Origin of the sequence: Streptomyces sp. NPDC057137, from assembly GCF_042670825.1 — a bacterium.
Taxonomy (GTDB): Bacteria; Actinomycetota; Actinomycetes; order Streptomycetales; family Streptomycetaceae; genus Streptomyces.
Window position 1 is genome coordinate 199,068 of record NZ_JBHUUW010000003.1, and the last position, 25,455, is coordinate 224,522.

Genomic DNA, 25,455 nt, shown 5'->3' on the forward strand with positions numbered 1-25,455 from the left:
GCTATGCCCGGCCGGCGCCCGTTCGGGCACGTCATGACGCGGCGTTGATCAGCAGGCCCGGTTATTTGACGGCTCCCTTACGGCGCCGCCCGTGGACCGGCTCCCGTGCCCCCCGTGCCTACGGCAGCAGCCCGGCCCGGCGCGCCGCCACCACCGCCTCCAGGCGGGTGTGGGCGCCCAGCTTCCGCATCGCGGCCCGCAAGTACCCCTTCACCGTCTCCGGCCGCAGCCCCAGCCGCTCCGCCGCCGCCGCGTTCGTCGAGCCCGCCGCCACACACGCCAGCACGTCCACCTCGCGCGGCGTCAGCGTCACGGCGCGCCGCTCACGGTGGTCGCGCCGGCCGTGCCCGGCACCGCCCGCGCCCTCCAACCGGCCGCAGACGGCGTGCAGTTCGCCGCGCAGCCCGGCGTCGACGATGCGCGGCGCGAGCGCCCGCAGTTCGCTGTGCGCCTCGCGGACCTCCTCCCACGCCTCGGGCCGCCCGTACACCGGCTCACGGGTCACGGCGAGCAGCCGCTGCACCTCGTCCCGGACGACCAGCGCCTGCTCCACGTCGCGGGCCGCGGCGACGGCGGCATCGAACGCACGTTCGCCCATCGGCAGCGGATCGCGCAGCGCGCCGTACAGCACGCCCCGGACCCTGCGCCGCACGATCACGGGAACGGCGACCACGGAGCGCAGCCCCTCGGCGGCGACCGCCGCGTCGTACTCGTGGCTGATGTGCCGCGCCTGCCGGTAGTCGGTGACCGCGCACGGCCGCTGGAGGGCGATCGACTTGCCGCCCAGCCCGTTCCCGACGCAGATCGCGAGGCCCCGCAGCGCGTTCGTCGCCGTGCCGTTCAGCTCCGCGATGCGCACCTGGCGCGTGTCGTGCAGCATCCCGCCGAACGCGACCGGCAGCCCGGTGGCTCGGCGCAGCGTCAGCAGCGCCGTGCGCATCTCGACCGCCTCGATCGCCTCAATCACAGCGACTTCCTTCTCTCGGGTCTCTCCGCCGGCGGGACGTCGTCGATTTACCCCCGTCAGGGGGTGGTGAGACGTACGTCACCGGTTACACGATGCTAGTGAACGGGCGAGTGATGAGGAGGGCACATGAGAGCAGTCGACGCGACCGAGCAGTTCCGCGCCGCCAGGGATTTCCTGCTGCGGCACCGTGAGGACTACACCGCGGCGTACGAAGGCTTCGTCTGGCCCCGGCCCGCGCTGTTCAACTGGGCGCTCGACTGGTTCGACGTCATCGCCGAAGGAAACGACCGGCCCGCGCTGCACATCGTCGAGGAGGACGGCACCGAGAGCGTCACCTCCTTCGCGGCGATGGCGACCCGCTCCGACCAGGTGGCCAACTGGCTGCGGGCCCAGGGAGTCGAGGCCGGGGACCGCGTTCTCGTCATGCTCGGCAACCAGACGGAGCTGTGGGAGACGGCGCTCGCCGCCATGAAACTCCGGGCCGTCGTCATCCCGGCGACACCGCTGCTCGGGCCGGCGGACCTGCGCGACCGGATCGAGCGCGGTCAGGTGCGGCACATCGTCGTCCGGGCCGGTGACACCGCGAAGTTCGCCGAGGCGCCGGGGGAGTACACCCGGATCGTGGTCGGTGGCGAAGGCGCCGATGTTGACGAGGACGGCTGGCGGGCGTACGAGGCGTCCCACCGGTCGTCCACGGACTTCGAGCCGGACGGGGTCACCCGCGCCGACGACACCCTGATGCTCTACTTCACCTCCGGCACCACCGCCCACCCCAAGCTCGTCGAACACACCCATGTCTCGTACCCGATCGGCCATCTCGCGACGATGTACTGGATCGGGCTCAAGCCCGGCGACGTGCATCTGAACATCTCCTCACCAGGCTGGGCCAAGCACGCCTGGTCCAACCTCTTCGCCCCCTGGAACGCCGAGGCGACCGTCTTCATCCACAACTACACCCGCTTCGACGCCGCCAGACTCATGGCCGAGATGGACCGCGCCAGGGTGACCAGCTTCTGCGCGCCGCCCACCGTGTGGCGGATGCTCATCCAGGCCGACCTCACCCAGCTGCGCAACCGCCCGCGCGAGGTCGTCGCCGCGGGCGAGCCGCTCAACCCCGAGGTCATCGAGACCGTACGCAGGGAGTGGGGCGTGACGATCAGGGACGGCTTCGGCCAGACCGAGACGGCCGTCCAGGTCGCCAACTCGCCTGGACAACTGCTCAAGGCGGGCTCGATGGGCCGGCCGACCCCCGGCTATGTCGTGGAGCTGCTCGACCCGGTCACCGGAGCGCCGGGCGCCACCGAGGGCGAGATCGCGCTGGACCTCGCCAACGCCCCCGTCGGGCTGATGACCGGCTACCACGGCGACCCGGAGCGTACGGCCGAGTCCATGGCTGACGGCTACTACCGCACCGGCGACATCGGCTCGCGCGACGCCGACGGCTACGTCACCTTCAGCGGCAGGCGGGACGAGGTCTTCAAGGCGTCCGACTACAAGATCTCGCCGTTCGAACTGGAGAGCGCGCTGCTGGAACACGCGGCGGTGGCCGAGGCCGCCGTCGTCCCGGCGCCGGACCCGCTGAGGCTCAACGTGCCGAAGGCCTACGTCGTCCTGGCGGCCGGCTGGGAGCCGGGCCCGGACACGGCGAAGCTGCTCTTCGCCCACTCGCGCGCGGTGCTCTCCCCGTACAAGCGGGTGCGCCGTATCGAGTTCGCCGAACTGCCCAAGACGGTCTCCGGCAAGATCCGCCGCATCGAACTGCGCGAGCGCACGGCCGAGGGCTCGGCGGCGGAGTACGAGGAAGGCGACCTGAGTTGAGCGCCGTCCGGCCCGCCCGGACCTCAACTCGCCGTCGTGGCGCGGCGCATACAGACCCGGGGCCAGTGGTCGAGACCGTGTGCGGCCTCGGCGCGTCTGATCTCCCGTAGGCCGTCGGTGAGTTCGTCCTCCGCGAGGGTGCGGAAGCCGAGCCGGGTGTAGTACGGCGCGTTCCACGGCACGTCCGCGAAGGTGGTCAGGGTCAGTCCCGCCAGCCCCGCGCTCGCCGCGCGTCCTGCCAGATGCTCGATGAGGGCACGGCCCACCCCGCGCCCCGAGGCCGTGGGGTGGACGGAGACCTGCTCGATATGGGCGGCGCCGTCGATCTCGTCGTAGATCAGATACGCGACCGGGTGGCCCGTGTCGTCGTCGGTCACCCAGGCGTGGCCCGCGCGCAGATAGCGGTCGAGGAGATCGATGCCCGGGGGTTCGTCGTCGGCGATCGCGGCCATGCCGACGGCGCGGAAGGGTTCACCGGCGGCCCTCTCGATGTTCTGGAGAAGGGGGAGGTCGGCGGGGACCGCGGGGCGGATTCGCATGGAGAAAGTATGCCCGCGCGGGTCCGCGCGCGGTCCGGGAATCCGTCAGGCGTGTGAGCGATCCAGTTCGTCCGCCGGGCCGTTGACCGGTTGCGGGGCGCCCGTCGGGTCCAGGACGAAGAGCGGCACCCCGAGGTCGTCGGCGCGGTCGCGCGCCTCGTCCGCGTAACCGGCCAGGGAGAAGAAGACGCTCACCGCCGACTCGCTCAGCGCGTTGAGCCACAGGCACTCCACGGCGCGCAGATCGGCGGGGCGCGCGCCCGGCTCCACCTGGGCGACGAGTCCGGGGCCGCGCAGATCGACACCGGCCTCCGGCTCCCCCTCGCACCGGACGACGTCCCGGAAGCCGAGCCCGCGCAGATAGAGCGCGGCGGCGTGCACGGCGTCGTGCTTCGTGCCGACCGTCACGGGCCTGACCGGCACCCGCAGCAGGGCCCCGCACTGGCAGCCCAGCTCCGGCTGGGGCCACTGGTCGCGCCGTCCGCACTCGGAGCAGCCGACGGTCACCCACTCGTCGTCCCAGGACCGGCGCACCACACGGGTGGCCGGCGCGCCTATGACCAGGGGCGCCGAGACGGCCGAGCCGCAGGGGCAGGGATAGGCCGGCGCCGTGAACTGATGGCCGTGTCCGCAGTCGGGACAGCGGACAGTGACGCTCTTTCCCACCTTCGGCACCCCCCCTTTGCTGCCCATCGTCCAACACCGGACCCGCGTTGGGGAGGGTCTTGGGCCATCCCTTGACGCCGTCAGGAAGGCACTTTAGATTGATTCCACATAGCAGAACATGAATTCCGCATCGTGGAAATGAAGGAATCGACGGAATCGACGCTCTCAGGTGGCGCGACAGAGCCCGAGTCCACCAGGCTGAAGCAGGAGCACCCCATGCCTCGTATGACCGCTGCCCGAGCGGCAGTTGAGATCCTCAAGCGCGAAGGCGTCACCGACGCGTTCGGTGTGCCGGGCGCGGCGATCAATCCCTTCTACAAGGCCCTCGAACAGGCCGGCGGCATCGACCACACGCTCGCCCGCCATGTGGAGGGCGCCTCCCACATGGCCGAGGGCTACACCCGTACGAACGCGGGCAACATCGGTGTCTGCATCGGCACGTCGGGTCCGGCCGGCACCGACATGATCACCGGCCTGTACTCCGCGATCGGTGACTCCATCCCGATCCTGTGCATCACCGGCCAGGCCCCGGTCGCGGTGATCCACAAGGAGGACTTCCAGGCCGTCGACATCGCGTCCATCGCCAAGCCCGTCACGAAGGCGGCCACCACCGTCCTGGAGGCCGCACAGGTCCCCGGTGTCTTCCAGCAGGCCTTCCATCTGATGCGCTCCGGCCGTCCCGGCCCGGTCCTCATCGACCTGCCGATCGACGTGCAGCTGACCGAGATCGAGTTCGACATCGAGACGTACGAGCCGCTGCCGGTCTACAAGCCGTCCGCGACCCGCGCGCAGATCGCCAAGGCGCTCACCATGCTGACCGCCTCCGAGCGCCCGCTGATCGTCGCCGGCGGCGGTGTCATCAACGCCGACGCGTCCGAACTGCTCGTGGAATTCGCCGAGTTGACCGGAACGCCGGTCGTCCCGACCCTGATGGGCTGGGGCACCATCGCCGACGACCACGACCTCAACGCGGGCATGGTCGGCATCCAGACCTCGCACCGCTACGGCAACGAGACGTTCCTGGCCTCGGACTTCGTCCTCGGCATCGGCAACCGCTGGGCCAACCGGCACACCGGCGCGCTCGACGTCTACACGGCGGGCCGCACATTCGTCCACGTCGACATCGAGCCCACCCAGATCGGCAAGATCTTCGCGCCGGACTACGGGATCGCCTCGGACGCCAAGGACGCGCTGAAGCTCTTCGTGGAGGTGGCGAAGGAGCTGAAGGCGGCGGGCCGGCTGCCCGACCGCACCGAGTGGATCGAGTCGGTGCTGGAGCGCAAGGGCACCCTGCACCGCAAGACGCACTTCGACAACGTGCCGCTGAAGCCGCAGCGCGTGTACGAGGAGATGAACCGCGCCTTCGGTCCCGACACCCGGTACGTCACCACCATCGGTCTCTCGCAGATCGCCGGCGCGCAGATGCTGCACGTCTACAAGCCGCGCCACTGGATCAACTGCGGCCAGGCGGGACCGCTCGGCTGGACGATCCCGGCCGCGCTCGGTGTCGCGAAGGCCGACCCGGACACGACGGTGGTCGCGCTCTCCGGCGACTACGACTTCCAGTTCATGCTCGAAGAGCTGGCCGTCGGCGCGCAGCACAAGATTCCGTACGTGCATGTGCTCGTGAACAACGCCTACTTGGGGCTCATCCGGCAGGCGCAGCGCAATCTCGACATCAACTTCCAGGTCAACCTGGAGTTCGAGAACCTCAACTCACCGGAGCTGGGCGTCTACGGGGTCGACCATGTCAAGGTCGTCGAGGGCCTGGGCTGCAAGGCGATCCGGGTCACCGAGCCCGACCAGCTGCTGCCGGCCTTCGAGCAGGCGAAGAAGCTCGCGGCGGAGTACCGGGTGCCGGTGGTGGTCGAGGCCATCCTGGAGCGGGTCACCAACATCTCGATGGGCGTGCAGATCGACAAGGTGAACGAGTGGGAGGAGCTCGCCACCGAGCCAGGTCACGCGCCGACGGAGGTCAGGCCGCTCGTCTGACGGCAGCTGACCGGCCGTCAGGGCCGTCGGGGCAGGATGCCCCCGTCCGGAACTCCGGACGGGGGCGCCGCCATGCGCGCACGTCAGGCCTCGCAGCCTCCACAGCCCCCGCACCCGGTGTCCTCCTCCGCACCGCGGGCGTCCGCCTTGTCGCCGCCGGGCGCGTGCCCGTCGGCCCACCAACTGGCGGCCGTGACAGCCCCGGTGGCACCGACGGCGGTTCCCGCCGCGGCGCCGGTGACCGGCCGCCGTACCGCCGCCTTCGGGGCCTTGCTCGTCGCGAACGGAGAGAGCCCCAGGAACAGGAACACGGAGCCCGGCGCGAGCAGCCAGGAGTAGTCCTTCTGGACGATCGCGAGGGCGATCGCCGCGGCGGTCAGGGCGAGGAACGCGAGAAGACGCATCCCCTCAGTGTGCAGACCTGGTGAGGTCGCACAAGAGCCCGGCCGGGGAATCGGCCGGGCTCTTGTCTCGGGCATGCGGCGTTGAAGACCGTCCGACGGTGCGAGGCCGGCGCGACGGGACATTCGCACCGCCGGACGGCGTGTGACGGAGCCTCAGGAGAGGCTGTGGGACCGCGGCGACGGCGATGGGGAGTGCGGGCCCACCTTCCTTCAGGTCAGGAAGGTGACCCACGCTCCCCTCACCACCGCACTGGCTCGCGCGCCGCCGCGGTCCCGGGGATGTCCCTCCCGCCGGCCACCCCTCACGAGGGCCGACGGGAGGGACGGCTGTTGGCCGCTGCACGCGGCTGTCGTCGCCCGGTCCCTGTTGCTCGGTGTCGTCGCTCAGTCCTCGCGCAGCGCGCGGACCGCCGCCTGGACGCGGGTGCCGTACTCGGTGTCGGCGGCGTGGAAGTGGGCGATGTTCTTCTCGATCACGTCGTCGCGCGTCACCTGGGAGAGACCACCCGCGATGTTCGTGACGAGCCGGGACCTCTCCTCCTCCGACATCAGCCGGTACAGCTCACCGGCCTGGAAGAAGTCGTCGTCCTTGGTGTGGGCCGGCGCCTCGTGGGTGCCGGTCCAGCCGTGGATCGCGAGCGGCGCGGAGTGCGCGGCGCCGCTCTGCGCCGGGCCGTCGTACGAGTTGGGCTCGTAGTTCTTGTCGTGGCGCGAGCCGTTGCGGGTGGCCATGAGCCCGTCCCGGCCGTAGTTCACGGCAGCGGTCGCCCTGGGCGCGTTCACCGGCAGCAGGGTGTGGTTGACGCCCAGCCGGTAGCGGTGCGCGTCGGCGTACGCGAAGAGCCGGCCCTGGAGCATCTTGTCCGGCGAAGGGCCGATACCGGGAACGAAGTTGTTCGGCGAGAACGCCGCCTGCTCGACCTCCGCGAAGACGTTGTCCGGGTTCCGGTCGAGGACCAGCCGGCCCACCCGGCGCAGCGGGTAGTCGCTGTGCGGCCACACCTTCGTGAGGTCGAACGGGTTGAAGCGGTACTCGGCGGCGTCGGCCGCCGGCATCACCTGGACGTGCAGCGTCCAGGACGGGTTCACACCGCGCTCGATGGCCTGGAGCAGATCCGTCTGGTGCGAGCCCGCGTCCCTGCCCGCGAGTTCGGCCGCCTGATCGCTGCTCAGGCAGCGCACACCCTGGTTGGTCTTGAAGTGGTACTTGACGAAGAAGGCCGCGCCCTCGGCGTTCGTCCACTGGTAGGTGTGCGAGCCGTAGCCGTTCATGTGCCGGTACGAGGCGGGGATGCCGCGGTCGCCCATCAGCCACGTCACCTGGTGCGTCGCCTCGGGGGAGTGCGCCCAGAAGTCCCAGACGTTGTCCGGCTCCTGCCGGCCCGTGAACGGGTCGCGCTTCTGCGAGTGGATGAAGTCGGGGAACTTCAGCGGGTCCTTGATGAAGAAGACCGGCGTGTTGTTGCCGACGAGGTCGTAATTGCCGTCCGCCGTATAGAACTTCACCGCGAAGCCGCGCGGGTCACGGACTGCGTCCGCGCCGCCGAGCGAGTCGGCGACGGTCGAGAAGCGCAGGAACGTCTCGGTGCGCCGGCCCACCTGGGCCAGGAAGTCGGCGCTGGTGAAGCCGGTGACATCGTCGGTCACCTCGAAGTACCCGTACGCGCCGGAGCCTCGGGCGTGCACGACACGCTCCGGGATGCGCTCCCGGTTGAACCGGGCGAGCTTCTCCAGCAGGTGCTGGTCCTGGAGGAGAAGGGGGCCGCCGGCACCGGCGGTGGCGGAGTTCTGGTTGTCGGCGACCGGGGCGCCTGACTCGGTCGTAAGCACACGCTGCGTCATGGTGGCGGGTGGGACCTTCCGTACGGGAGAGCTGTTCGCTGAAAGTGGTGCGGGAGCGGGGAGTGGTTCCCGGGCTGCGGCGGCACCTGGGCGCGACAGGACAGGTGTCAGCGCCGCCGCAACCCGGAGTCTGTGGGCCGGGTCAGGTCAGGTCAGACCTGGTTGCCGGACAGCCGCTCGACGGCACGCAGCAGCGCCGAGTGGTCGAGACCGCCGTCACCCTGCGCGCGCAGCGAGGCGACCAGTTGCGCGACGACCGCGCCGACCGGCAGCGCGGCGCCGACGTTGCGGGCGGCGTCGGTGACGATGCCCATGTCCTTGTGGTGCAGGTCGATCCGGAAGCCGGGCGCGAAGTCGCGGTTGATGAAGTTGTCCTTCTTACGGGTCAGGACGGTCGAGCTGGCCAGACCACCACCCAGGACATCCAGCGCGGCGTTCAGGTCCACGCCGGACTTCTCCAGGAAGACCACGGCCTCGGCGCACGCCTGGATGTTGACGGCGACGATCAGCTGGTTGGCCGCCTTCACCGTCTGACCGGCGCCGTGCGGACCGCACAGGACGATGGTCCTGCCCAGTACGTCGAAGACCGGCTTGGCCTGGTCGAAGTCGGCCTGCTCGCCGCCGACCATGATCGACAGAACCGCCTCGACGGCCCCCGCCTCACCGCCGGACACCGGCGCGTCGAGGACGCGGACGCCCTTCGCCCGGCCGGCCTCGGCCAGGTCGATCGACGTCTGCGGGGTGATCGACGACATGTCGATCAGCAGGGCGCCCTCCTTGGCGTTCGCCAGGATGCCGTCCTCGCCGTAGGCGATGGCCTCGACCTGGGGAGAGGCGGGCACCATCGTGATGATGACATCCGCCCCCTCGACGGCCTCGCCGATCGAGGGCGCCACCGAGCCGCCGTTGGCCGCCAGCCGGTCCAGCTTCTCCCGCTCCAGCGTGAAGCCGGTCACGGAGTATCCGGCCTTGATCAGATTCTCGGCCATGGGGGACCCCATGATGCCGAGGCCGATCCATGCCACCTTGGGAAGTGTGCTCATCGGGGGTGCCTCTCTCGCATACGTGTGTGCGTCCTGTTCAGGTCGGGGCGCCCGGACACCGGGTGTCCGGGTTCAGCGTGCGGCGCGCGCGTCGTCCGGCAGCCACGCGAAGGACTCGGCGCTCGGGCGGTCGCCGGGCTTGTACTCAAGGCCGACCCAGCCCTCGTAACCGGCCTTGCGGAGCCGGTCGAGCAGGTCCCGCAGCGGGAGCGTGCCGGTGCCGGGCGCGCCGCGGCCGGGGTTGTCGGCGATCTGTACGTGACCGGTCCTGTCGGCGTACGTGTCGATGACCTCGGCCAGCGCCTCGGCGTCCAGGCCGTTCATCGACAGGTGGTAGATGTCGAGGAGGAACGCGGCGTTGCCGAGCCCCGTGGCGGCGTTGACCCGGTCCACGACATCGATCGCGGCCTCGGCGCTCACCAGCGGGTAGTGCGGGGACTCCGGCCTGTTGAGGGCCTCGATCAGCAGGATCGCCCCGACCCGGTCGGCCGCGCGGGCGGCGAGGACCAGATTCTCCAGGGCGAGCTTGTCCTGCGTCTGCGGGTCGACGCCCTCGACGCGGTTCCCGTACAGCGCGTTGAGCGCCTTGCAGCCCACCGAGGCGGCGAAGTCGGCCGCCACGTCGATGTTCGCGCGGAAGCGGTCCGACTCCTCGCCGGGCAGCGAGAGCGCGCCGCGGTCGGGGCCGGGCAGTTGGCCGGCGTAGAAGTTCAGCCCCACGAGCTGGGTGCCCGCGTCGTCGAGGGCCTTCTTCAGTGCGTCCAGCTCGGTCTGCGGCGGGGTGGGGGTCTCGATCCAGGGCCACCACAGCTCGACCGCGGTGAAGCCCGCCGCGGCGGCTGCCGCGGGGCGCTCCAGGAGCGGGAGTTCGGTGAAGAGGATCGACAGGTTCACATTGAAGCGCTGCTCGGAGCCGGGCTTGTTCGTGAAGGGGGCCATGAGGGGTTCTGCGCTCCTTCCGTATCGCGGAAGTTAGTTTCTGCTTAATGGAAGATTGCCTGGGATTCGGGAGGGCTGTCAAGAGGGCGGCCCCGATTTCGGGCAAGGCCCGGCCTTTCCCGCAGTAGGTTGTGCGCGTGCGACTGAGAGTGGAATTCACGACCGAGCCGTTCGACCTGGACGAGGCCCCCGGCCATGCCGTGGTGGCCCGCGAGGTCATCCAGGCGGCCGAACTGGACGCCGTGGACGTCGGACCGTTCGGCAACACCGCCGAGGGCGGCGCCGACGCCGTCATCGCGGCCGTCGACGCCCTGCTCCGCCGCTCCCTGGAGGCCGGCGCCACCCGTGTCTCGCTCCAGGTGAACGTGATCGCGGAGGACGGGAAGTGACCGAGTCGGCGGGTGCGGCCGGGCCGTCGGGTCTGCCCGAGTCGGCGGGTGTGACCGAACCGTCGGGTGTGGCCGAGTCGTCGAGTGTGCCCGACCATCCGCTGCTCGCGGCGGTGAAGCCGCTCGTCGACGCGATGGGCGCGGAGACCGTACGGCCCGACCAGGCCCGGCCCGACGATGTCGTCCTGAGCTGGGAGGGCGAGGACGTCGTCGCCGTACGCCTCCCGCAGCTCTCCGAATCGCTCGACCACATCCTCGTCGCGCTGGAGCGCCGGCACGGCATGCCCCTGTCGGAACTCGACCGCAAGGCCAAGCAGTCGGTGGTCCGCTCGCTGGAGGCGCGCGGGGCCTTCTCCGTACGGCACGGTGTGGAGACCGTGGCCGGCGCGCTCGGGGTCAGCCGGTTCACCGTCTACAACTATCTGAACCGGTCCGAGACGAGCTGACGGGCTCAAGTCGCTCCGCTCGAAAGAATTCAACAAAGTGTTGACGTGATGTTCGTGAAGGCGTTAGCTATCCCGCAGCCCGTCAAGCACAGCCACGGAGGCTCCCGTGACGACCGACCCGCCACCGGGCCTCACCCGGTTCAACACTTCCTCCGACAGCGCGGCGCTCGCCGCACTGCACGAGGTGTGCGCCAGTACGGCATGGGGGAGCGAACTGCTCGCCCACCGGCCGTACGCCACCGCCGACGCCCTCTTCGCCGCCAGTGACACCGCGACGGCCGAACTGACCGCCGACGATCTGGCGGAGGCGATGGCCGGGCACCCGCCCATCGGCCGGCCGAAGCCGGGCGACCCGACCTCGGCCCGCGAACAGCGGGGCATGGCCGGGGCGTCCGACGAACTCAAGGCGGAACTGCTCGACTTGAACCTGGCCTACCAGGACAGGTTCGGACACGTCTTCCTGATCTGCGCCACCGGCAGGACCGGCGAGCAGATGCGGGACGCGGTCCGCATACGGATCGGCAACTCGCCCGGACAGGAGCGGGCCGTCGTCCGCACCGAGCTGGGCAAGATCAACCGCATCCGGCTGACCCGCCTCGTACAAGAAGACGCGCAGAAGTAGGAGAGTGATCCCCTTGAGCACGCGAACCACCGCCTCGGTGTCCACGCACATCCTGGACACCAGTGTCGGCCGCCCGGCCGAGTCCGTCGCCGTATCGCTCTCCGCCCGCAGCGGTGGCCGCGAGCAGTGGGTGGTCCTGGGCCGGTCGGCGACCGACGCGGACGGGCGCTGCAAGGACCTGCCGGCGCTGCCGGAAGGAACGACCCATGTACGTCTCGACTTCGAGACCGAGGCGTACTTCCACGGCCGGATCCACGGCCGGATCCACGGCCGGATCCACGGCCGGACCGACAGCCAGAAGCAAGCCGAGGCACAGCAGGATGCCCCCGCGCTACGGGACAGCGGTGCGTTCTTCCCGGAAGTGGCGATCACCTTCGCCGTCACTCCCGGCGAGCACTTCCATGTACCGCTGCTGCTCAACCCGTTCGGCTACTCCGTATACCGAGGGAGCTAGCAGATGCCGACCATTCTCGGCCAGAACCAGTACGGCAAAGCGGAGAACCGCGTCGTCAAGATCACCCGGGACGGCGACACCCACCACATCAAGGACCTGAACGTCTCCGTCGCCCTCTCCGGCGACATGGAGGAGGTCCACTACTCCGGCTCCAACGCCAACGTCCTGCCGACCGACACCACCAAGAACACGGTGTACGCGTTCGCCAAGGAGCACGGCATCGAGTCCGCCGAGCAGTTCGGCATCCATCTCGCCCGGCACTTCGTCACCAGCCAGGACCCGATCCACCGGGCACGTATCCGGATCGAGGAGTACGCCTGGGAGCGCATCGCGACCTCCGACGCCAACTCCAAGTTCATCGGCGCCGACGAGGTGAAACACTCCTTCGTCCGCAAGGGCCAGGAGACCCGCGTCTCGCAGATCACCTTCGACGGCGAGAAGTGGGAGATCATCTCCGGCCTCAAGGATCTGACGGTGCTGAACTCGACCAACTCCGAGTTCTGGGGCTACGTCAAGGACAAGTACACGACGCTCCGCGAGGCGTACGACCGCATACTCGCCACCGACGTGTCCGCCAGGTGGCGCTACAACTGGACCGACGACGCGGAGCGGATGCCCAACTGGGAGAAGTCCTACGAGCAGGCGCGCAAGCACATGCTCCAGGCCTTCGCCGAGACGTACTCCCTCTCGCTCCAGCAGACGCTCTACCAAATGGGCTCGCGGATCATCAACAGCCGCAGCGAGATCGACGAGATCCGGTTCTCGCTCCCCAACAACCACCACTTCCTGGTGGACCTCGAACCGTTCGGACTGAAGAACGACAACGAGGTCTACTTCGCCGCCGACCGCCCGTACGGCCTCATCGAGGCCACCGTGCTGCGCGACGGCGTCGAACCGCGGATCCCGCTCGACATGACCAACCTCTAGGGGGCGTCTTGCCGATCTTGCCGGGCTCGTGGTCCCTGGCACCGCGCCTCTCCCCCGTAGCCCCCGAGGGGGCACGGGAGGTGCCCCCTCCGTTGTCGTCGGTCGGCATGGCTCCGCCATGCCTCCCTCCTCCGCCTTGCGATCCACGGCACCAGACCCCGCTCCCTGATCCGGCCTGATCGACAAGACACCCCCTAGCACCACCTCGCCGTACCCCCGACGCGCGCGCCGGCGTCAAGTCCCTTCAGAAGGGGGCGACATGGGGGAAGAGCGGGGGCATCTGCGCACCGACAGAACCGCGGACCCGGTCGTCACCCCGCTCGACCCCCGGATCCGCCCACCCAATGGGAAGAACGAGGACCCGCCATGGCGGCTTCGCGCATCGTCATCGAGAACTGTGCCATCGCGACAGTGGACGCGAACGACACCGAGTACGCCTCGGGTCACGTCGTCGTCGCGGACAACCTCATCGAATCCGTGGGGGCCGGCCGCGCCCCCGCCGGGCTGGAGAACGTCGTACGGCGTGTCGACGGCACCGGCCATCTCGTCACCCCCGGCCTGGTCAACACCCACCACCACTTCTACCAGTGGATCACCCGCGGTCTGGCCACCGACCACAACCTGTTCAACTGGCTGGTGGCGCTCTACCCGACCTGGGCGCGCATCGACGAGTCCATGGCGCGCGCCGCCGCCCAGGGCTCTCTCGCGATGATGGCGCGCGGCGGCGTCACCACCGCGATGGACCACCACTACGTGTACCCGCGCGGCTCCGGCGATCTGTCCGGCGCCATCATCGGGGCCGCGTCGGAGACGGGCGTACGGTTCACGCTCGCCCGTGGCTCCATGGACCGCGGCCAGTCGGACGGCGGCCTGCCGCCGGACTTCGCCGTCGAGTCGCTGGAGGGCGCGCTCGCCGCCACCGAGGCGACCGTCGACCAGTACCACGACGCCTCGTTCGACGCGATGACCCAGATCGCCGTCGCGCCGTGCTCGCCGTTCTCCGTCTCCACCGAACTGATGCGTCAGGGAGCCGAGTTGGCGCGCCGCAAGGGCGTACGGCTGCACACCCACGGCAGCGAGACGGTCGAGGAGGAGCAGTTCTGCAAGGAGCTGTTCGGGATGGGCCCGACCGACTACTTCGAGTCGACGGGCTGGCTGGGCTCCGACGTATGGATGGCCCACTGCGTCCATATGAACGACTCGGACATCGCCGCCTTCGCCCGCACCGGCACGGGCGTCGCGCACTGCCCGTCCTCCAACGCCCGTCTCGCGGCCGGTATCGCGCGCGTACCCGACATGCTGAGGGCGGGCGTTCCCGTCGGCCTCGGCGTGGACGGCACCGCGTCCAACGAATCGGGCGAGCTGCACACCGAGTTGCGCAACGCGCTGCTCATCAACCGCCTCGGCGCCCACCGGGAGTCCGCCCTGACGGCTCGTCAGGCACTACGGCTCGGCACGTACGGTGGCGCCCAAGTCCTCGGCCGCGCCGACCAGATCGGCTCGATCGAGACCGGGAAGCTCGCCGACCTGGTGCTGTGGAAGCTGGACACCCTGGCTCACTCCTCCATCGCCGACCCGGTCATCGCCCTGGTCTTCGGGGCCGCGGCGCCCGTCACGCTCTCCCTCGTCAACGGCCGGACCGTCGTCGAGGACAACCACCTGACCACGGTGGACGAGGACGCCATCGCCCGCTCCACGCGGATCGAGGCGCAGCGCCTCGCGCGGATCGCGGCGGCGGGCTGACCGAGCCCGCCCGATCTTCCCGCCCGATCTTCCCGTCTGATCTTCCCGGATGTCCGGTCGAGGGGGACGGCCCTCGACCGGCGGCCACGGGGCCCGAGCGGGGTTCCTGGCAGCCGCGTCCGGGTGGTGGCGTACCGCACAACGGTGCGCCACCACCCGGGACGGTGACTCGTGTACGTAACACGGTCTCGTTACTTTGCATGCCACCCGCATGATCCGCACGCCCTCGCACGCCCTCGCACGCCCTCGCACGTCCCCACGCCCCACGTTTCGCCATCCCCAGCACCTCCCTGATACCCGCGTCGCCGCCGACGCGTAACCGACCGGAGGAACACCCGTGGCCGCCAAGCCCAGGCTTCGCAAAGACGTACCCGCCCGCGACGAGATACCCAGCGAAATATCCGGCGAGATCCCCGACCCGGATCGCAAGCATCCGGTCGACGAGACGCTGCCGCCCTTCAAGATGTTCACCAGCGGCCTGCAGCACGTGGCCGCCATGTACGCGGGTGTGGTGGCCCCGCCGATGATCGTCGGGCCCGCCGTGGGCCTGAACGCCCGGGACACCGCGTTCCTCATGGGCGCCAGCCTCTTCACCGCCGGCATCGCCACGCTGCTCCAGACCCTCGGCTTCTGGAAGGTCGGCGCGCGTCTGCCGTTCGTCAACGGCGTCTCGTTCGCCGGTGTGACACCGATGGTCGCCATCGGGCGGGAGCGCGGCGCCGAGGGCATCACCGTCATCTTCGGCGCGATCATCGTCGCCAGCGTGCTGGGATTCATCCTCACGCCCTACTTCTCCAAACTGGTCCGCTTCTTCCCACCCGTCGTCACCGGCACCGTCATCACCCTGATCGGTGTCTCCCTCCTCCCGGTGGCCTTCAACTGGTCGCAGGGCGGCGATGCCACGGCCGACGGCTACGGCTCCATGAAGAACATCGGGATGGCCGGCCTCACCCTGCTGATCGTGCTGGTCCTGCGGAAGCTGCTGCGCGGCTTCCTGCAGCAGATCGCCATCCTGCTCGGCCTGGTCGTCGGCACCCTCGTGGCGATCCCGATGAACATGACGAATTTCGACGCGATCAAGGACGCGGATCTCGTCGGCTTCCCGACGCCGTTCCACTTCGGGGCGCCGCAGTTCGAGATCGCGGCGATCATCTCCATGTGCATCGTGATGCTCGTCTGCATGACGGAGTCGACCGCCGACATGCTGGCGCTCGGCAAGATCGTGGACCGGCCGGCGGACGAGCGCGTCATCGAGGGCGGACTGCGCGCCGACACGCTGGGCAGCGCCATCAGCCCGCTCTTCAACGGCTTCATGTGCAGCGCCTTCGCGCAGAACATCGGACTGGTCGCCATGACCAAGGTCCGCAGCCGCTTCGTCGTCGCCGCGGGCGGCGGCATCCTCATTCTGCTGGGCCTGTGCCCCGTGCTGGCCTCGGTGATCGCGCTCGTCCCGCTGCCGGTCCTCGGCGGCGCGGGCATCGTGCTCTTCGGCTCGGTCGCGGCGAGCGGCATCCAGACGCTGGCGACCGCCGCGCTGGAGAAGGGCGAGAACGCGCTGATAGTGGCCGCCGCCGTCGGCATCGGCCTGATACCGATCGCGGCGCCGGAGTTCTACCACGCGTTCCCGAAGGATCTGCTGGTGGTGCTCGACTCCGGGATCAGTACGGGGTGTGTGGTGGCGATCGTGCTGAACCTGGCCTTCAACCACTGGGGTGGCAAAGGGACTTCGGAGCCGGCGGAGGCCGTCGCCGCTTCCGCGGCCTCCGCCGAGGCCGGCAAGGCGCCGGCCCCCGCGGCACAGCACTGAGCGCCGGTCGGCGCCGGGCTGCCCCGGCGCCGACGGTCCCACGCGCGCTGGATCAGCCGATGTGGAAGTCCTCCTCGTACACCTTCCAGTCGAGCGGCGGGTCCAGGTTCAGATTGCCCGCGTCGAGGAACACCCGCTGTGCGGTGTCCACCCGGCTGGTGTCCTCGTGCGCCTCCTCCTGCTTCATCGCCCAGACCCGGGCGTCGAGGAAGGCGTTCAGGTACGCGGTCTCGTCGCCGCCCTCCGACGGCGGCCGGGCCTCGTTCAACGCCCGCTGGCGGATACCGCTGAAGCTGACGTCGGAGTCCCCGTCGCCGTGCATGACGATGGCGTCGTAGTACGCGAACTGCCCCAGCGTGCCGATGCCGTCCTCCTTACCGCGGTTCACCGCCGGGTTGAAGTACACGCGGTCGCGCTCGTCGTTCTGCGCGGTCTGGAACGCGGGGTCCTGGGCCGCCTCCTTCCAGGCGTCGGTGTAGCCGGGGTCGAGCCCTTCGTGCGAGTCCGTGCCGTCGACGGCACGCAGCGCGGGCAGGTAGCGGGCGAGGGGGTTGTCCGGCTCGCGCTCGGTGTAGAGCTCGACCAGGTCCAGCATGTCGCTGGTGCCGGAGCAGAAGCCGATGATGCCGGCGGTGTAGCCGCGGCCGTCGCCGATGTCCTCTATGTAGTCGTACTGGCCTTTCCAGTCGAGTGAGGAGTTCTCGGCGCTGGAGACCAGCTGCATCGCGATCTCCTTCTTCGCCGGGTCGTCCAGGCCGGGGGCGGCGACGGCTGCTGCTGCCGTGCCTGCCGCCGCTGTGACGTCGGCGGCCCTGTCCGCTCCGGGCGACGCGTGCGCGACGGCCGTGACGGGTCCCGCGACGAGGACGAGACCGAGCAGGACGCGGGGAACGAGCCCGAATGTGCGGGTGCGGTTGTGGGGGGTTGGCACCGGACCTCCATGGGGGATGACCGAAACCGATCGGTTCGGTTTCTGTTAGGAAGCTTTCCTACCGAAGGTTGACGGTCACGTACACCCATGGCGCGTCAAAGAAATCCAGGGTGCGCGGGGGAGCGGGCCGGGCGCATACTGCCGCCATGCCCGTGAGCCTGCATCACATCGTCGTCGACGCGCACGATCTGCCCGGCCTCGCCCGCTTCTGGGCGGCGGCGCTGGACTGGCGCGTGCTGTCCGAGCGCGAACGGGAGGTGGTCATCGGCCCGGACGAGTCCGCACCGGTCGGCATGTGCTTCATGCCGGTGCCCGCGACGGAGCGCAAGACCGTCAAGAACCGTCTCCACCTCGACCTGACGACGGTCGCGGAGGACCGCGACGCCGAGATCGACCGCCTGATCGCGCTCGGCGCGCGGCGCGTCGATGTCGGACAGACGGGCGACGAGTCGTGGACGGTGCTGGCCGACCCCGAGGGCAACGAGTTCTGTGTGGTGCGTCCGAAGCGGACGCTGATCGAGTGAGAGGGGCCAGGGGCGGGTTGCTTCGACCGGCCGGGCTCAGCTCGCGTCGATGCGATAACTGTCCCCGTACACCTTCCACTTGAGCGGCGGTTCGAGGTCCAGATTGCCCGCGTCGAGGAAGACGCGCTGCGCGGTCTCGACGCGGCTGGTGTCCGAGTGCGACGGTTCGCGGCGCATCGCGTCGACGCGGGCGTCGAGGAACGCGTTCAGGTACGCGGCCTCGTCCCCGCCCTTCGCCGGTGACTCGGCCTTCTTCAGGGCCTGTTGGCGCATCGTACGGAAGCCGACCGAGCCGCGTGCGTCGCGGAAGCCGTGCATCACGTACGCGTCGTAGTAGATGAACTGCCCCAGCGCGCCCAGCCCGTCGCCCTTCCCCGCGGCCACGGCGGGGTCGAAGTAGATCCGGTCGCGCTCGTCGTCCTGCGTCTTCCTGAACGCCGGATCGTCGGCCGCCTCGCGCCACGCGGTGACGAACGCGCTGCCGAGCCCGTCGTGCGATTCGCTGCCCTTGACTTCGCGGAGCGCCGGGAGGAAGGGCTTCAGCACATTGCCGTCCGGCCGGGCCGCCACGTAACGCTCGACCACCTTGAGCAGATCGCCGCAGCCGGTGCAGAAGCCGACGATGCCGGCGGTGTAGCCGCGGCCGTCGCCGATGTCCTCGACGTAGCGGTACTGGGCCTTCCAGTCGAGCGAGGAGTTCTCGGCGCTGGAGACCAGCCGCATCGCGATCTCCTTCTTCGCCGGGTCGTCCAGTGCCGTGGCCGTGTCCTCGCCTGCGGCGGCGGTGCACGCCGTGCCCACGCACAGGGTGGCGAGCGCCAGCAGCGGTGCGAGCAGGAGACGGCGGAGCGCGTACGGCATGGAGCGGCCTTTCCTCACGGCCCGGGGTCCGGTTCGGCCCGGCCCGGGTCACGGCCCCAGTCAACAGCCCCGCTGCCACGGACGCACAGGCGGTCCGCCCGCGGCGGCCGGGCGGGCGGCGTTGTCAGAGGCTCGTGCCAGGATTCTCTCCATGGATCTCGCACAGATTTTCGCCAATCTCGACGCACAGCCATGGGCGGAACGGGAGCACGCCTATGGAAGCGCCGACGATGTCCCCGACCAGCTGCGGGCGTTGGCGAGCGACGACGCCGAGGAGGCGGAAGAGGCGCTGTACGAGCTCTACGGAAACATCGTCCACCAGGGGTCGGTGTACGAGGCCACGGCCCATGCCGTGCCGTATCCCGCCCGGCTGGCCGCCGCAGGAGTCAGACCGGCCGACATGCTTCTGCTGCTCGGCTGCATCGCCGAGAGCGAGGACGAGCGGAGTGACACGACCGGCGCGTGCCGGGAGGCGGTGACCGCCCAACTGCCCCTGATACTCCCGCTGATCGAGTCCGCCGACACCTCTGTCCGGCAGGCGGCGGTCTGGGCGGCGGCCAGGACGGGCGCGGCGGAGCAGGTGCTCCCGGTGCTGCGACGGTGCTGGGAGGGCGAGCTGGATCCGCTGGTGCGGGCGGAGGTGCTCGCGGGGACGGTGTGGCTCGACCCGGCGGGTGCGGGGGAGTTCGAGACGGCCGTGCTCGGGGCCTCGCGGGGTGACGCGGACGGCGACGGGGACGGCGGTGACGGAGGCGGCGGTGACGGAGGCGGTGCGGAGGCCGCGCCGGTGCGACTGGCCGCGCTGCTGGCCTGTGTGGACGCGGAGCTGCCGTGGACGGCGGTCCATCACGACACGCTCATCTCCCTGCTGCCGCTTGAGCCGCTGGTCGCGGGCCGGTTCGACATGGAGCAGAACGAGCCGCTGCGGTACGTGGTTGAGGGACTGCTGGACCGGGACACCGACGAGGCGCGGGAGGCCGCGTTCTCGCTGACCGAGGCCGGGCTGCGGCATCCGGACGCCGACGCGCGCGGCGAGGCGATCGCGGCGGCCGAGCACGCCTGCGACGTCTCCCGCGCCGCACCGGCCCGCCTCGCCGGGCCGTTGGCCGCGCTGCTGGTCGATCCGTCGTCGGCGGGCCCCGCCCTCTCGGTCGTCACGCAACTCGGTGAGTACGCGGCACCCGCCGTCCCCGCGCTCACGGCCCTCGCCACCGAGGGTGGAGAGCTGGCCGACCGCGCGTTGGCGGCGCTGGTCGGGGTGGCCCCGGAGACGGCGGCCCCGCTGCTGGCCGCCGACCTGCCGCGCCGGCCGAAGGCGCTCGACGCGGCGGCGAAGACGCGTCCCGGGGGATGGGACGGGGCCGCCCGCGAAGGGGGCCCGGACCCGTTCCCGTATGTGCCGGAACTGCTGGACGCCGTCCGGGCCCGGCTGGCGGACAGCGACATCGCGTGGAACGAGTCGATCCACCTCGGCCTGGTCCTGGCCGGCTGGGGGCAACGCGCGGCACCGGCCGTGCCGGACCTGCTGGCGGCGCTGGACCGGTACCCCTTCGTCGTACTGCGCGCCCTGCCCGCCGTCTGTCCGCCGGAGGAACGCGACCGCGTGGCGGCGGCGCTGCACGCGGCGGACCTCACCGAGCAGAGCCCGCTCGACGTGGGATCGGCGCTGCACCGGCTCACGGGGGAGACCGGACCGCTGGTACGGGCCGTCACCGACGCGCTGGTCTCCGGCGACCGGGACGTGGCCGACGCGGCGAAACTCGCGGGAGAGCTGGACGGTTCGGAGGCGTCGGCGCTGCTGCCGTACCTGCGTGCCGCGCTGAGCGACACCGCTCGCAAGCAGGGTGCCTCCTCGGAGGAGGGGCGCACGAACCCCCGCCTCGACGGCGACACGGAGATCGCCCGCGCGCTGTGGCGGCTCACGGGCAGCACGGACGAAGCCGTGGCGATCATCGCCGGAGTGCTGGAGGAGGCCGACGGGGACTGGACACGCTGGCAGAACGTCCGCGCGGCCGGTGCGGCGGGCGCGCTCGGAGAGCCGGGCCGCCCCCTCGCCCCGCTCCTGGAGCGCAAACTGGCCCACCCCGACCACGCGGCGGCAGCGGCGCTCGCCCTCCTCACCGTCGACCCGACGGGCCAGGACCGCGCCCGCCTGGCGGACGCGGCCCTGACATCCGCCGAGACCAACGCGGACCCGCAATCGGCCCTGGACTTCCTACGGGCCTTCGGGGCAAGGAACTTGACGGCGGATCAGCTCCGCCGACTGACCGACTTGGCGGAGCGCGACGCGCACGTCTTCATACCCGGCTTCTCCAACGACGCGGTCCGCGCGGACGCCCGCTTCCGCGAAGAGGCGCGAGCACTGCTGCGTACGGTGGAGAACGGGGCGTAGGACGCGTTACTCCCCGGGCCGCCAGTCCGGCCGGCGCCCGCTCAGCCCGATGACCCGGTCGAGCAGCGGCGCGTCGGCCGGTACGTGGACGGGCGGGCCGAACAGCCCCTCCGGTGCGTCGCCCGCCTCCGCGCTCGCCGCCGCAGGTTCGAGGAACGCCAGCGTCGCCTCCAGGCTCGCCCGGTCGACCTCGTACGCCTGCCCGGTGCTGCGCGCCAGGTCCCAGCCGTGCACGACCAACTCGTTCAGCGCGACGATCCCCGCCACCTGGGCCGGCAGATCCACGCCACCGGCCCGGGTGAAGCCCTGCCAGGCGTCGGGCGAACGCCAGACCTCGACCAGCCCGTCCAGCTGCGCCGGCAGCGCCGCCCGCCATCCGTCCTCCAACTGCGGCAGACCTTCGGTCGGCGGCGTGTCGGTCGTCGGCCCCAGGGCCTTCTTCCCGGCGTCCCGAAAGGCGACGGTCAGCCCGACAAGATGCGCGAGCAGCTCCCGCACGGTGTAGTCCGGGCACGGCGTGGGCGCCCCGAGCTGCTTGTCGTCGATGGCGTCGAGCAGCCCGGCCAGGCTGCGACAGGCGGGTCCGTGGTCGGGAAGTTGCGTATCCGTATGGGTGTCCATGCACGGTAGACCCGCTCGATCACCAAAACTCATCGCCGCCCGGTACCTGTCATGCCCTACGGTGCCAGCGCGGCCACAGGACGGAGAAGGGGGCTCGTGTGCAGGGTGTGCGGTACGACCAGAGGGTGCTGGCTCTGGTCGAGGTCAGGGGACGGGAACGCGACTGGGAGCAGGCGGAGCGGGAGTTCGAGCAACGCGGCTGGCCGCTCGTCGACGGTTCCGTACGCGGTGAGGGGATATCCGCCGGCGTACTGCGCCCGGACCCGGCCTCGCGGCTCTACGTCGTGGAGGTCCGCCTGTTCGGCGCGCGCAACCGCAGGACCGAGCGCGCGGCGGTCTGGCGGGTGGAGCGGCTGGCGAAGGCCGCACGGCTGGAGATGCACGTACGCCGCTGCGAACTGGTCGAGCGGGACCGCGAGTTGCTGACGGAGTGGCTGGTCCACACAGTCGCCCACCGCCCCGCCCGTCGCCCGGCCCACCGGCCCGCGGGCGGCCCCCCGCCCCGCCCGCTCACCGTCGCCGGACGACTGCGCCGCCAACTGGCCCTGGAACGCGCCCGGTACACGGAACGGCGGGGACGTCACGACACGGGGATGCTCGTCACCGGCACGGCGTCGGAGGCCAGACGCCTGTCCCGGATGACCCTGCCGGGCGGCGGCGCCCCGGCCGGCACCGGCACCGACGTCCGCCCGCTGTACGGGAAGGAACGCGCCCATATCGTCGCCCGCCGTGAGGAGGACCGCCAGCGGTGGATGTACCGGCTCTTCGCCTGGCTCGCGGCGATGTCGTTCTGCGCGGTGGTCGCCAGACAGCAGTCCGGCTTCCGAGTCTGGCTGTGGTCGCTGTTCGCCGCGGCGTGCTTCGCCGCGGCCCTGCGCGTCGGCAGCCGGATGTTTCTCTCCGGCGGCCGTGCGCTCAGCGTCTTCGTCACATCCGTGGTGTCGGGCTTCCTTCTCTTCCTCGCGATCGGCCCCGGGGCGCCGGAGGGCGGGTGGCCCCCCTCGCAGGTGCTGACGCTCGCGGCGGCGCTGACCACCGTCACCGGCATCTGGCTGCTCGTGCGGCAGTGGACCTGGGGCGAGTGGCTGGCATGGGCGGCGCCCGTGGCGTTCACCGTGCTCGCGTCGTTCGTCGTGGCGTCGGGATCGGTGCTGCACGCGATCTACGCGACCGAACTGGGCCTGTCACCAGGGGACTTGGACGTACCGGGCATCTGGCAGGCCATCTCCGCGCTGAAGGTGCTGAGCTTCCTGAGCGTGGCGCTGGTCGTGCCCGCCCTCTGGGGCATGGCCAAGCACCTCCACGTCACCTACCTGCGCCCCGGCGAGCAGCTCAACGCCCCGCTGTACGTGGTCGCGCAGATCCTGGTGGTCGCCCAGGTCCTCCTGCTGGCGCTGGACTCCGCCGGCGCCGCCGTCGACACGGTGAGGTCGGCGGCGGAACACCGGACCCGGCCGCCGGCCTACTTCGGTGTCGAGCCGACCTGGATGTGCGTCGAACCGACCGTCCCCAAGGCCGAGTTGAACGTCCAGGACGGCGAACTCGACCCGGCCCGCCCCCTCCTGTCGTTCGGCGTCACCGACGGGGAGGCGGCCCTGTGGCACCAGGACACCGAAGCGGCCTTCAAGGTCCCCGCGGCCCAGGTCCGACTGCTGCCCGCCGACCACGCCAAGGCGACGTGCGCGTTCCCCGCCCGCGCGTGGGAGGCAGCCGCCGGATAAGTCCTCAGGGCGTCGCACTACGCCCCAGTACTACGCCTCAGTACTACGCCTCAGTACTGCGTCCCAGATACGTCACCTCGCCCGCGTCCGCCCCCGGCACGTCGATCTCGTAGAACCCCACCCGGTCGTAGAAGGCCCGCGCCCCGGTGTTCGCGGTCAGCATCGACAGATGCACGGCGCCCACACCCTTGCCACGCAGCGCGTCGAGGAGCGCGAGAATCAGCGCCCTGCCGTGCCCCTGCCCCTGCCACTCCGGCAGCAGGTCGATGTGCAGGTGCGCCGGATGATCGACGAGTTCGGGCAGCACCATCCGCTCGGGATCGTGCAGCAGGCCCGCCATGACGTCGCTCGGAGTAGGCGTCCCCACGTCCTGACCCGGCGCCGGAAAACGCTCCCCCACGACGGGCAGCCAGTCCCGCCGGAAGGCCTTCACGAACCGCGGAGTGTCCTCGACCCCCAGCACATACCCGACGGCCCGCCCCTCCCCGTCGTCCAGCACGAAGGCCAACTCCGGCTCCAACTCCACATACGGCGCGGCGAAGATGCTGGGCACCAGCTCACTGTCCGGGTACAGATGCCGCGAGTCCCCGCCGGCGTCAGCGGTCCGCACACAGATGTCGAACACCGCGGGGCGGTCGCCGGGACGATACGAACGTATGAAGGCCATGCCGCGATTGTGACCCGCTTGAGAGCGCTCTCGCAATGACGGCGGGGTGCGCGGTCGCCCGGCCCGGAGAAGACTGGTCCCCGGTATCCACGGACAAACCGTCCCTGAATCCGGCCGCGGCGATCCGGCACGCTGGAAGCAGCCCAGGAATTACCGCAGCAGGCTGCGCGAAGGAGCCGACAGAGATGACCAGGACCACGTACGAGATCCCCGACCAGGCCGGGAAGCTGGCCGTCGTCACCGGTGCGAGCGACGGGCTGGGGCTGCAGATCGCCGTCCGGCTCGCCTCGGCGGGGGCCGAGCTGGTGCTGCCGGTCCGTAACCCGCGCAAGGGCGCGGCCGCGGTCGAGCGCATCCGCGCCGCCGCGCCGCGAGCCAGGGTCACCACGACGGATCTCGACCTCGCGTCGCTGGAGTCGGTCCGCGCGCTGGGCGACAGACTCCTCGCGGACGGCCGACCGGTCGACATCCTGATCAACAACGCCGCGGTGATGACTCCGCCGACCCGCCACGAGACCCAGGACGGGTTCGAGCTGCAATTCGGCACCAACTTCCTGGGCCACTTCGCGCTGACCGCCCGTATCTTCCCGCTGCTGCGCGAGGCATCCGCGCGGGTGACGTCGCTGTCCGCCCTCGCCGCCCGCTCGGGGTCCTTCCGGTGGGACGACCTGCAGTACCGGGGCAAGTACGAGGCCATGAAGGCGTACGGCCAGTCCAAGCTGGCCCAGATGCTGTTCGCGCTCGAACTGGACCGGCGCAGCCGCGCGGCAGGCTGGGGCATCGTGTCCAACACGGCGCACCCGGGCCTGACGGTGACCAACCTGCAGACCTCGGGGTGGAACCTGGGCAGCGACAAGATCAGCATGCGTACGAAGACCTTCCGGCAGGCACCGAAGATCCTCCCGTTCCTCGTGCAGTGGCCCGAGACCGGGGTGCTGCCGACGCTGTACGCGGCGACCAGCCCCGACGCGCGGGGCGGCGTCTTCTACGGTCCCGACGGCTTCGCCCACCTCACCGGCGGGCCCGCCGAGCAGAAGCTCTACCGCACCGCCGAGGACCGTGACTCGGCGAGCCGGATCTGGGCCGAGGCCGAGCGGCTGGCCGACGTCGGCTTCCCAGCGGTCCCCGCGGCGCGCTGAG

The 25,455-nt window shown here is 70.7% G+C and carries 24 protein-coding genes; 13 read left to right on the forward strand and 11 right to left on the reverse strand.

Going from position 1 to position 25,455, the window contains the following annotated elements:
• Positions 1-118 precede the first annotated feature (118 nt).
• Complete coding sequence (locus tag ACFT9I_RS04805) at positions 119-940, reverse strand: response regulator transcription factor (RefSeq protein ID WP_382560832.1); 822 nt, start codon at positions 938-940, stop codon at positions 119-121.
• 153 nt (positions 941-1,093) lie between these two features.
• Here ACFT9I_RS04805 and ACFT9I_RS04810 point away from each other — a divergent pair, with 153 nt between their 5' ends.
• The gene (locus ACFT9I_RS04810; RefSeq protein WP_382560731.1) at positions 1,094-2,785 is read left to right on the forward strand and encodes an AMP-binding protein; all 1,692 of its coding nucleotides are present in this window, start codon (positions 1,094-1,096) and stop codon (positions 2,783-2,785) included.
• Between the two features lie 23 nt (positions 2,786-2,808).
• Here ACFT9I_RS04810 and ACFT9I_RS04815 read toward each other — a convergent pair whose 3' ends face one another.
• Both ACFT9I_RS04815 and ACFT9I_RS04820 read right to left on the reverse strand, forming a co-directional pair.
• Positions 2,809-3,324 (reverse strand): GNAT family N-acetyltransferase, encoded by a 516-nt coding sequence (locus ACFT9I_RS04815; RefSeq protein ID WP_382560734.1) that lies wholly within the window; start codon positions 3,322-3,324, stop codon positions 2,809-2,811.
• Between the two features lie 45 nt (positions 3,325-3,369).
• Positions 3,370-4,017 (reverse strand): hypothetical protein, encoded by a 648-nt coding sequence (locus ACFT9I_RS04820; protein ID WP_382560737.1) that lies wholly within the window; start codon positions 4,015-4,017, stop codon positions 3,370-3,372.
• 189 nt (positions 4,018-4,206) lie between these two features.
• Here ACFT9I_RS04820 and gcl point away from each other — a divergent pair, with 189 nt between their 5' ends.
• The gene (gene gcl / locus ACFT9I_RS04825) at positions 4,207-5,982 is read left to right on the forward strand and encodes a glyoxylate carboligase (protein ID WP_382560739.1); all 1,776 of its coding nucleotides are present in this window, start codon (positions 4,207-4,209) and stop codon (positions 5,980-5,982) included.
• A gap of 83 nt (positions 5,983-6,065) precedes the next feature.
• Here the strand turns inward: gcl and ACFT9I_RS04830 are convergent, their stop codons facing one another.
• The 4 genes from ACFT9I_RS04830 to ACFT9I_RS04845 form a co-directional block, all read right to left on the reverse strand.
• Positions 6,066-6,386: a hypothetical protein gene (locus tag ACFT9I_RS04830; protein WP_382560741.1), complete on the reverse strand. Its 321-nt coding sequence runs from the start codon at positions 6,384-6,386 to the stop codon at positions 6,066-6,068.
• Between the two features lie 384 nt (positions 6,387-6,770).
• Positions 6,771-8,228 carry a catalase gene (locus tag ACFT9I_RS04835; protein ID WP_382560743.1) on the reverse strand — a complete coding sequence of 486 codons (1,458 nt, stop codon included), beginning with the start codon at positions 8,226-8,228 and terminating at the stop codon, positions 6,771-6,773.
• Positions 8,229-8,380: 152 nt separating this feature from the next.
• A complete protein-coding gene (locus tag ACFT9I_RS04840) occupies positions 8,381-9,271 on the reverse strand; it encodes a 2-hydroxy-3-oxopropionate reductase (protein WP_382560746.1) in 891 nt (296 codons plus the stop codon).
• Between the two features lie 72 nt (positions 9,272-9,343).
• Positions 9,344-10,210 (reverse strand): TIM barrel protein, encoded by an 867-nt coding sequence (locus tag ACFT9I_RS04845; protein WP_382560747.1) that lies wholly within the window; start codon positions 10,208-10,210, stop codon positions 9,344-9,346.
• A gap of 137 nt (positions 10,211-10,347) precedes the next feature.
• On the opposite strand from ACFT9I_RS04845, the gene ACFT9I_RS04850 reads away from it, so the two are divergent.
• The 7 genes from ACFT9I_RS04850 to ACFT9I_RS04880 all read left to right on the forward strand — a co-directional run bounded on the left by ACFT9I_RS04850 (position 10,348) and on the right by ACFT9I_RS04880 (position 16,598).
• Complete coding sequence (locus ACFT9I_RS04850) at positions 10,348-10,599, forward strand: hypothetical protein (RefSeq protein ID WP_382560750.1); 252 nt, start codon at positions 10,348-10,350, stop codon at positions 10,597-10,599.
• A gap of 134 nt (positions 10,600-10,733) precedes the next feature.
• On the forward strand, positions 10,734-11,045 hold the full coding sequence (locus ACFT9I_RS04855) for a helix-turn-helix domain-containing protein (RefSeq protein ID WP_354604352.1): 312 nt from the start codon (positions 10,734-10,736) through the stop codon (positions 11,043-11,045).
• 106 nt (positions 11,046-11,151) lie between these two features.
• Positions 11,152-11,667, forward strand: a complete 516-nt coding sequence (gene uraD / locus ACFT9I_RS04860; RefSeq protein ID WP_382560753.1) for a 2-oxo-4-hydroxy-4-carboxy-5-ureidoimidazoline decarboxylase — start codon at positions 11,152-11,154, stop codon at positions 11,665-11,667.
• A gap of 13 nt (positions 11,668-11,680) precedes the next feature.
• Positions 11,681-12,121 (forward strand): hydroxyisourate hydrolase, encoded by a 441-nt coding sequence (gene uraH / locus ACFT9I_RS04865; RefSeq protein WP_382560755.1) that lies wholly within the window; start codon positions 11,681-11,683, stop codon positions 12,119-12,121.
• A 3-nt stretch (positions 12,122-12,124) separates the two neighbouring features.
• Entirely contained in the window at positions 12,125-13,048 is a 924-nt protein-coding gene (gene pucL, locus ACFT9I_RS04870) for a factor-independent urate hydroxylase (RefSeq protein ID WP_382560759.1), read from the forward strand.
• A 366-nt stretch (positions 13,049-13,414) separates the two neighbouring features.
• Complete coding sequence (locus ACFT9I_RS04875) at positions 13,415-14,791, forward strand: 8-oxoguanine deaminase (RefSeq protein ID WP_382560762.1); 1,377 nt, start codon at positions 13,415-13,417, stop codon at positions 14,789-14,791.
• 385 nt (positions 14,792-15,176) lie between these two features.
• On the forward strand, positions 15,177-16,598 hold the full coding sequence (locus ACFT9I_RS04880) for a nucleobase:cation symporter-2 family protein (RefSeq protein ID WP_382560835.1): 1,422 nt from the start codon (positions 15,177-15,179) through the stop codon (positions 16,596-16,598).
• 52 nt (positions 16,599-16,650) lie between these two features.
• On the opposite strand, the gene ACFT9I_RS04885 is transcribed toward ACFT9I_RS04880, so the two are convergent.
• A complete protein-coding gene (locus ACFT9I_RS04885; RefSeq protein WP_382560765.1) occupies positions 16,651-17,529 on the reverse strand; it encodes a chitosanase in 879 nt (292 codons plus the stop codon).
• A 146-nt stretch (positions 17,530-17,675) separates the two neighbouring features.
• Here ACFT9I_RS04885 and ACFT9I_RS04890 point away from each other — a divergent pair, with 146 nt between their 5' ends.
• Positions 17,676-18,053: a VOC family protein gene (locus tag ACFT9I_RS04890; protein WP_382560767.1), complete on the forward strand. Its 378-nt coding sequence runs from the start codon at positions 17,676-17,678 to the stop codon at positions 18,051-18,053.
• 36 nt (positions 18,054-18,089) lie between these two features.
• On the opposite strand, the gene ACFT9I_RS04895 is transcribed toward ACFT9I_RS04890, so the two are convergent.
• A complete protein-coding gene (locus ACFT9I_RS04895) occupies positions 18,090-18,914 on the reverse strand; it encodes a chitosanase (RefSeq protein ID WP_382560770.1) in 825 nt (274 codons plus the stop codon).
• A 151-nt stretch (positions 18,915-19,065) separates the two neighbouring features.
• Between ACFT9I_RS04895 and ACFT9I_RS04900 the strand changes: the two genes are divergently transcribed.
• On the forward strand, positions 19,066-21,306 hold the full coding sequence (locus tag ACFT9I_RS04900) for a hypothetical protein (protein ID WP_382560773.1): 2,241 nt from the start codon (positions 19,066-19,068) through the stop codon (positions 21,304-21,306).
• Between the two features lie 6 nt (positions 21,307-21,312).
• Here ACFT9I_RS04900 and ACFT9I_RS04905 read toward each other — a convergent pair whose 3' ends face one another.
• Entirely contained in the window at positions 21,313-21,927 is a 615-nt protein-coding gene (locus tag ACFT9I_RS04905; RefSeq protein ID WP_382560776.1) for a TIGR03086 family metal-binding protein, read from the reverse strand.
• A gap of 98 nt (positions 21,928-22,025) precedes the next feature.
• Between ACFT9I_RS04905 and ACFT9I_RS04910 the strand changes: the two genes are divergently transcribed.
• A complete protein-coding gene (locus ACFT9I_RS04910; RefSeq protein ID WP_382560779.1) occupies positions 22,026-23,648 on the forward strand; it encodes an NnrS multi-domain protein in 1,623 nt (540 codons plus the stop codon).
• A 43-nt stretch (positions 23,649-23,691) separates the two neighbouring features.
• Here ACFT9I_RS04910 and ACFT9I_RS04915 read toward each other — a convergent pair whose 3' ends face one another.
• Positions 23,692-24,315, reverse strand: coding sequence for a GNAT family N-acetyltransferase (locus ACFT9I_RS04915; RefSeq protein WP_382560782.1), 624 nt, complete (start codon positions 24,313-24,315; stop codon positions 23,692-23,694).
• A gap of 185 nt (positions 24,316-24,500) precedes the next feature.
• On the opposite strand from ACFT9I_RS04915, the gene ACFT9I_RS04920 reads away from it, so the two are divergent.
• Positions 24,501-25,454, forward strand: coding sequence for an SDR family oxidoreductase (locus ACFT9I_RS04920; protein WP_382560785.1), 954 nt, complete (start codon positions 24,501-24,503; stop codon positions 25,452-25,454).
• The last annotated feature ends 1 nt before the right edge of the window (position 25,455 follow it).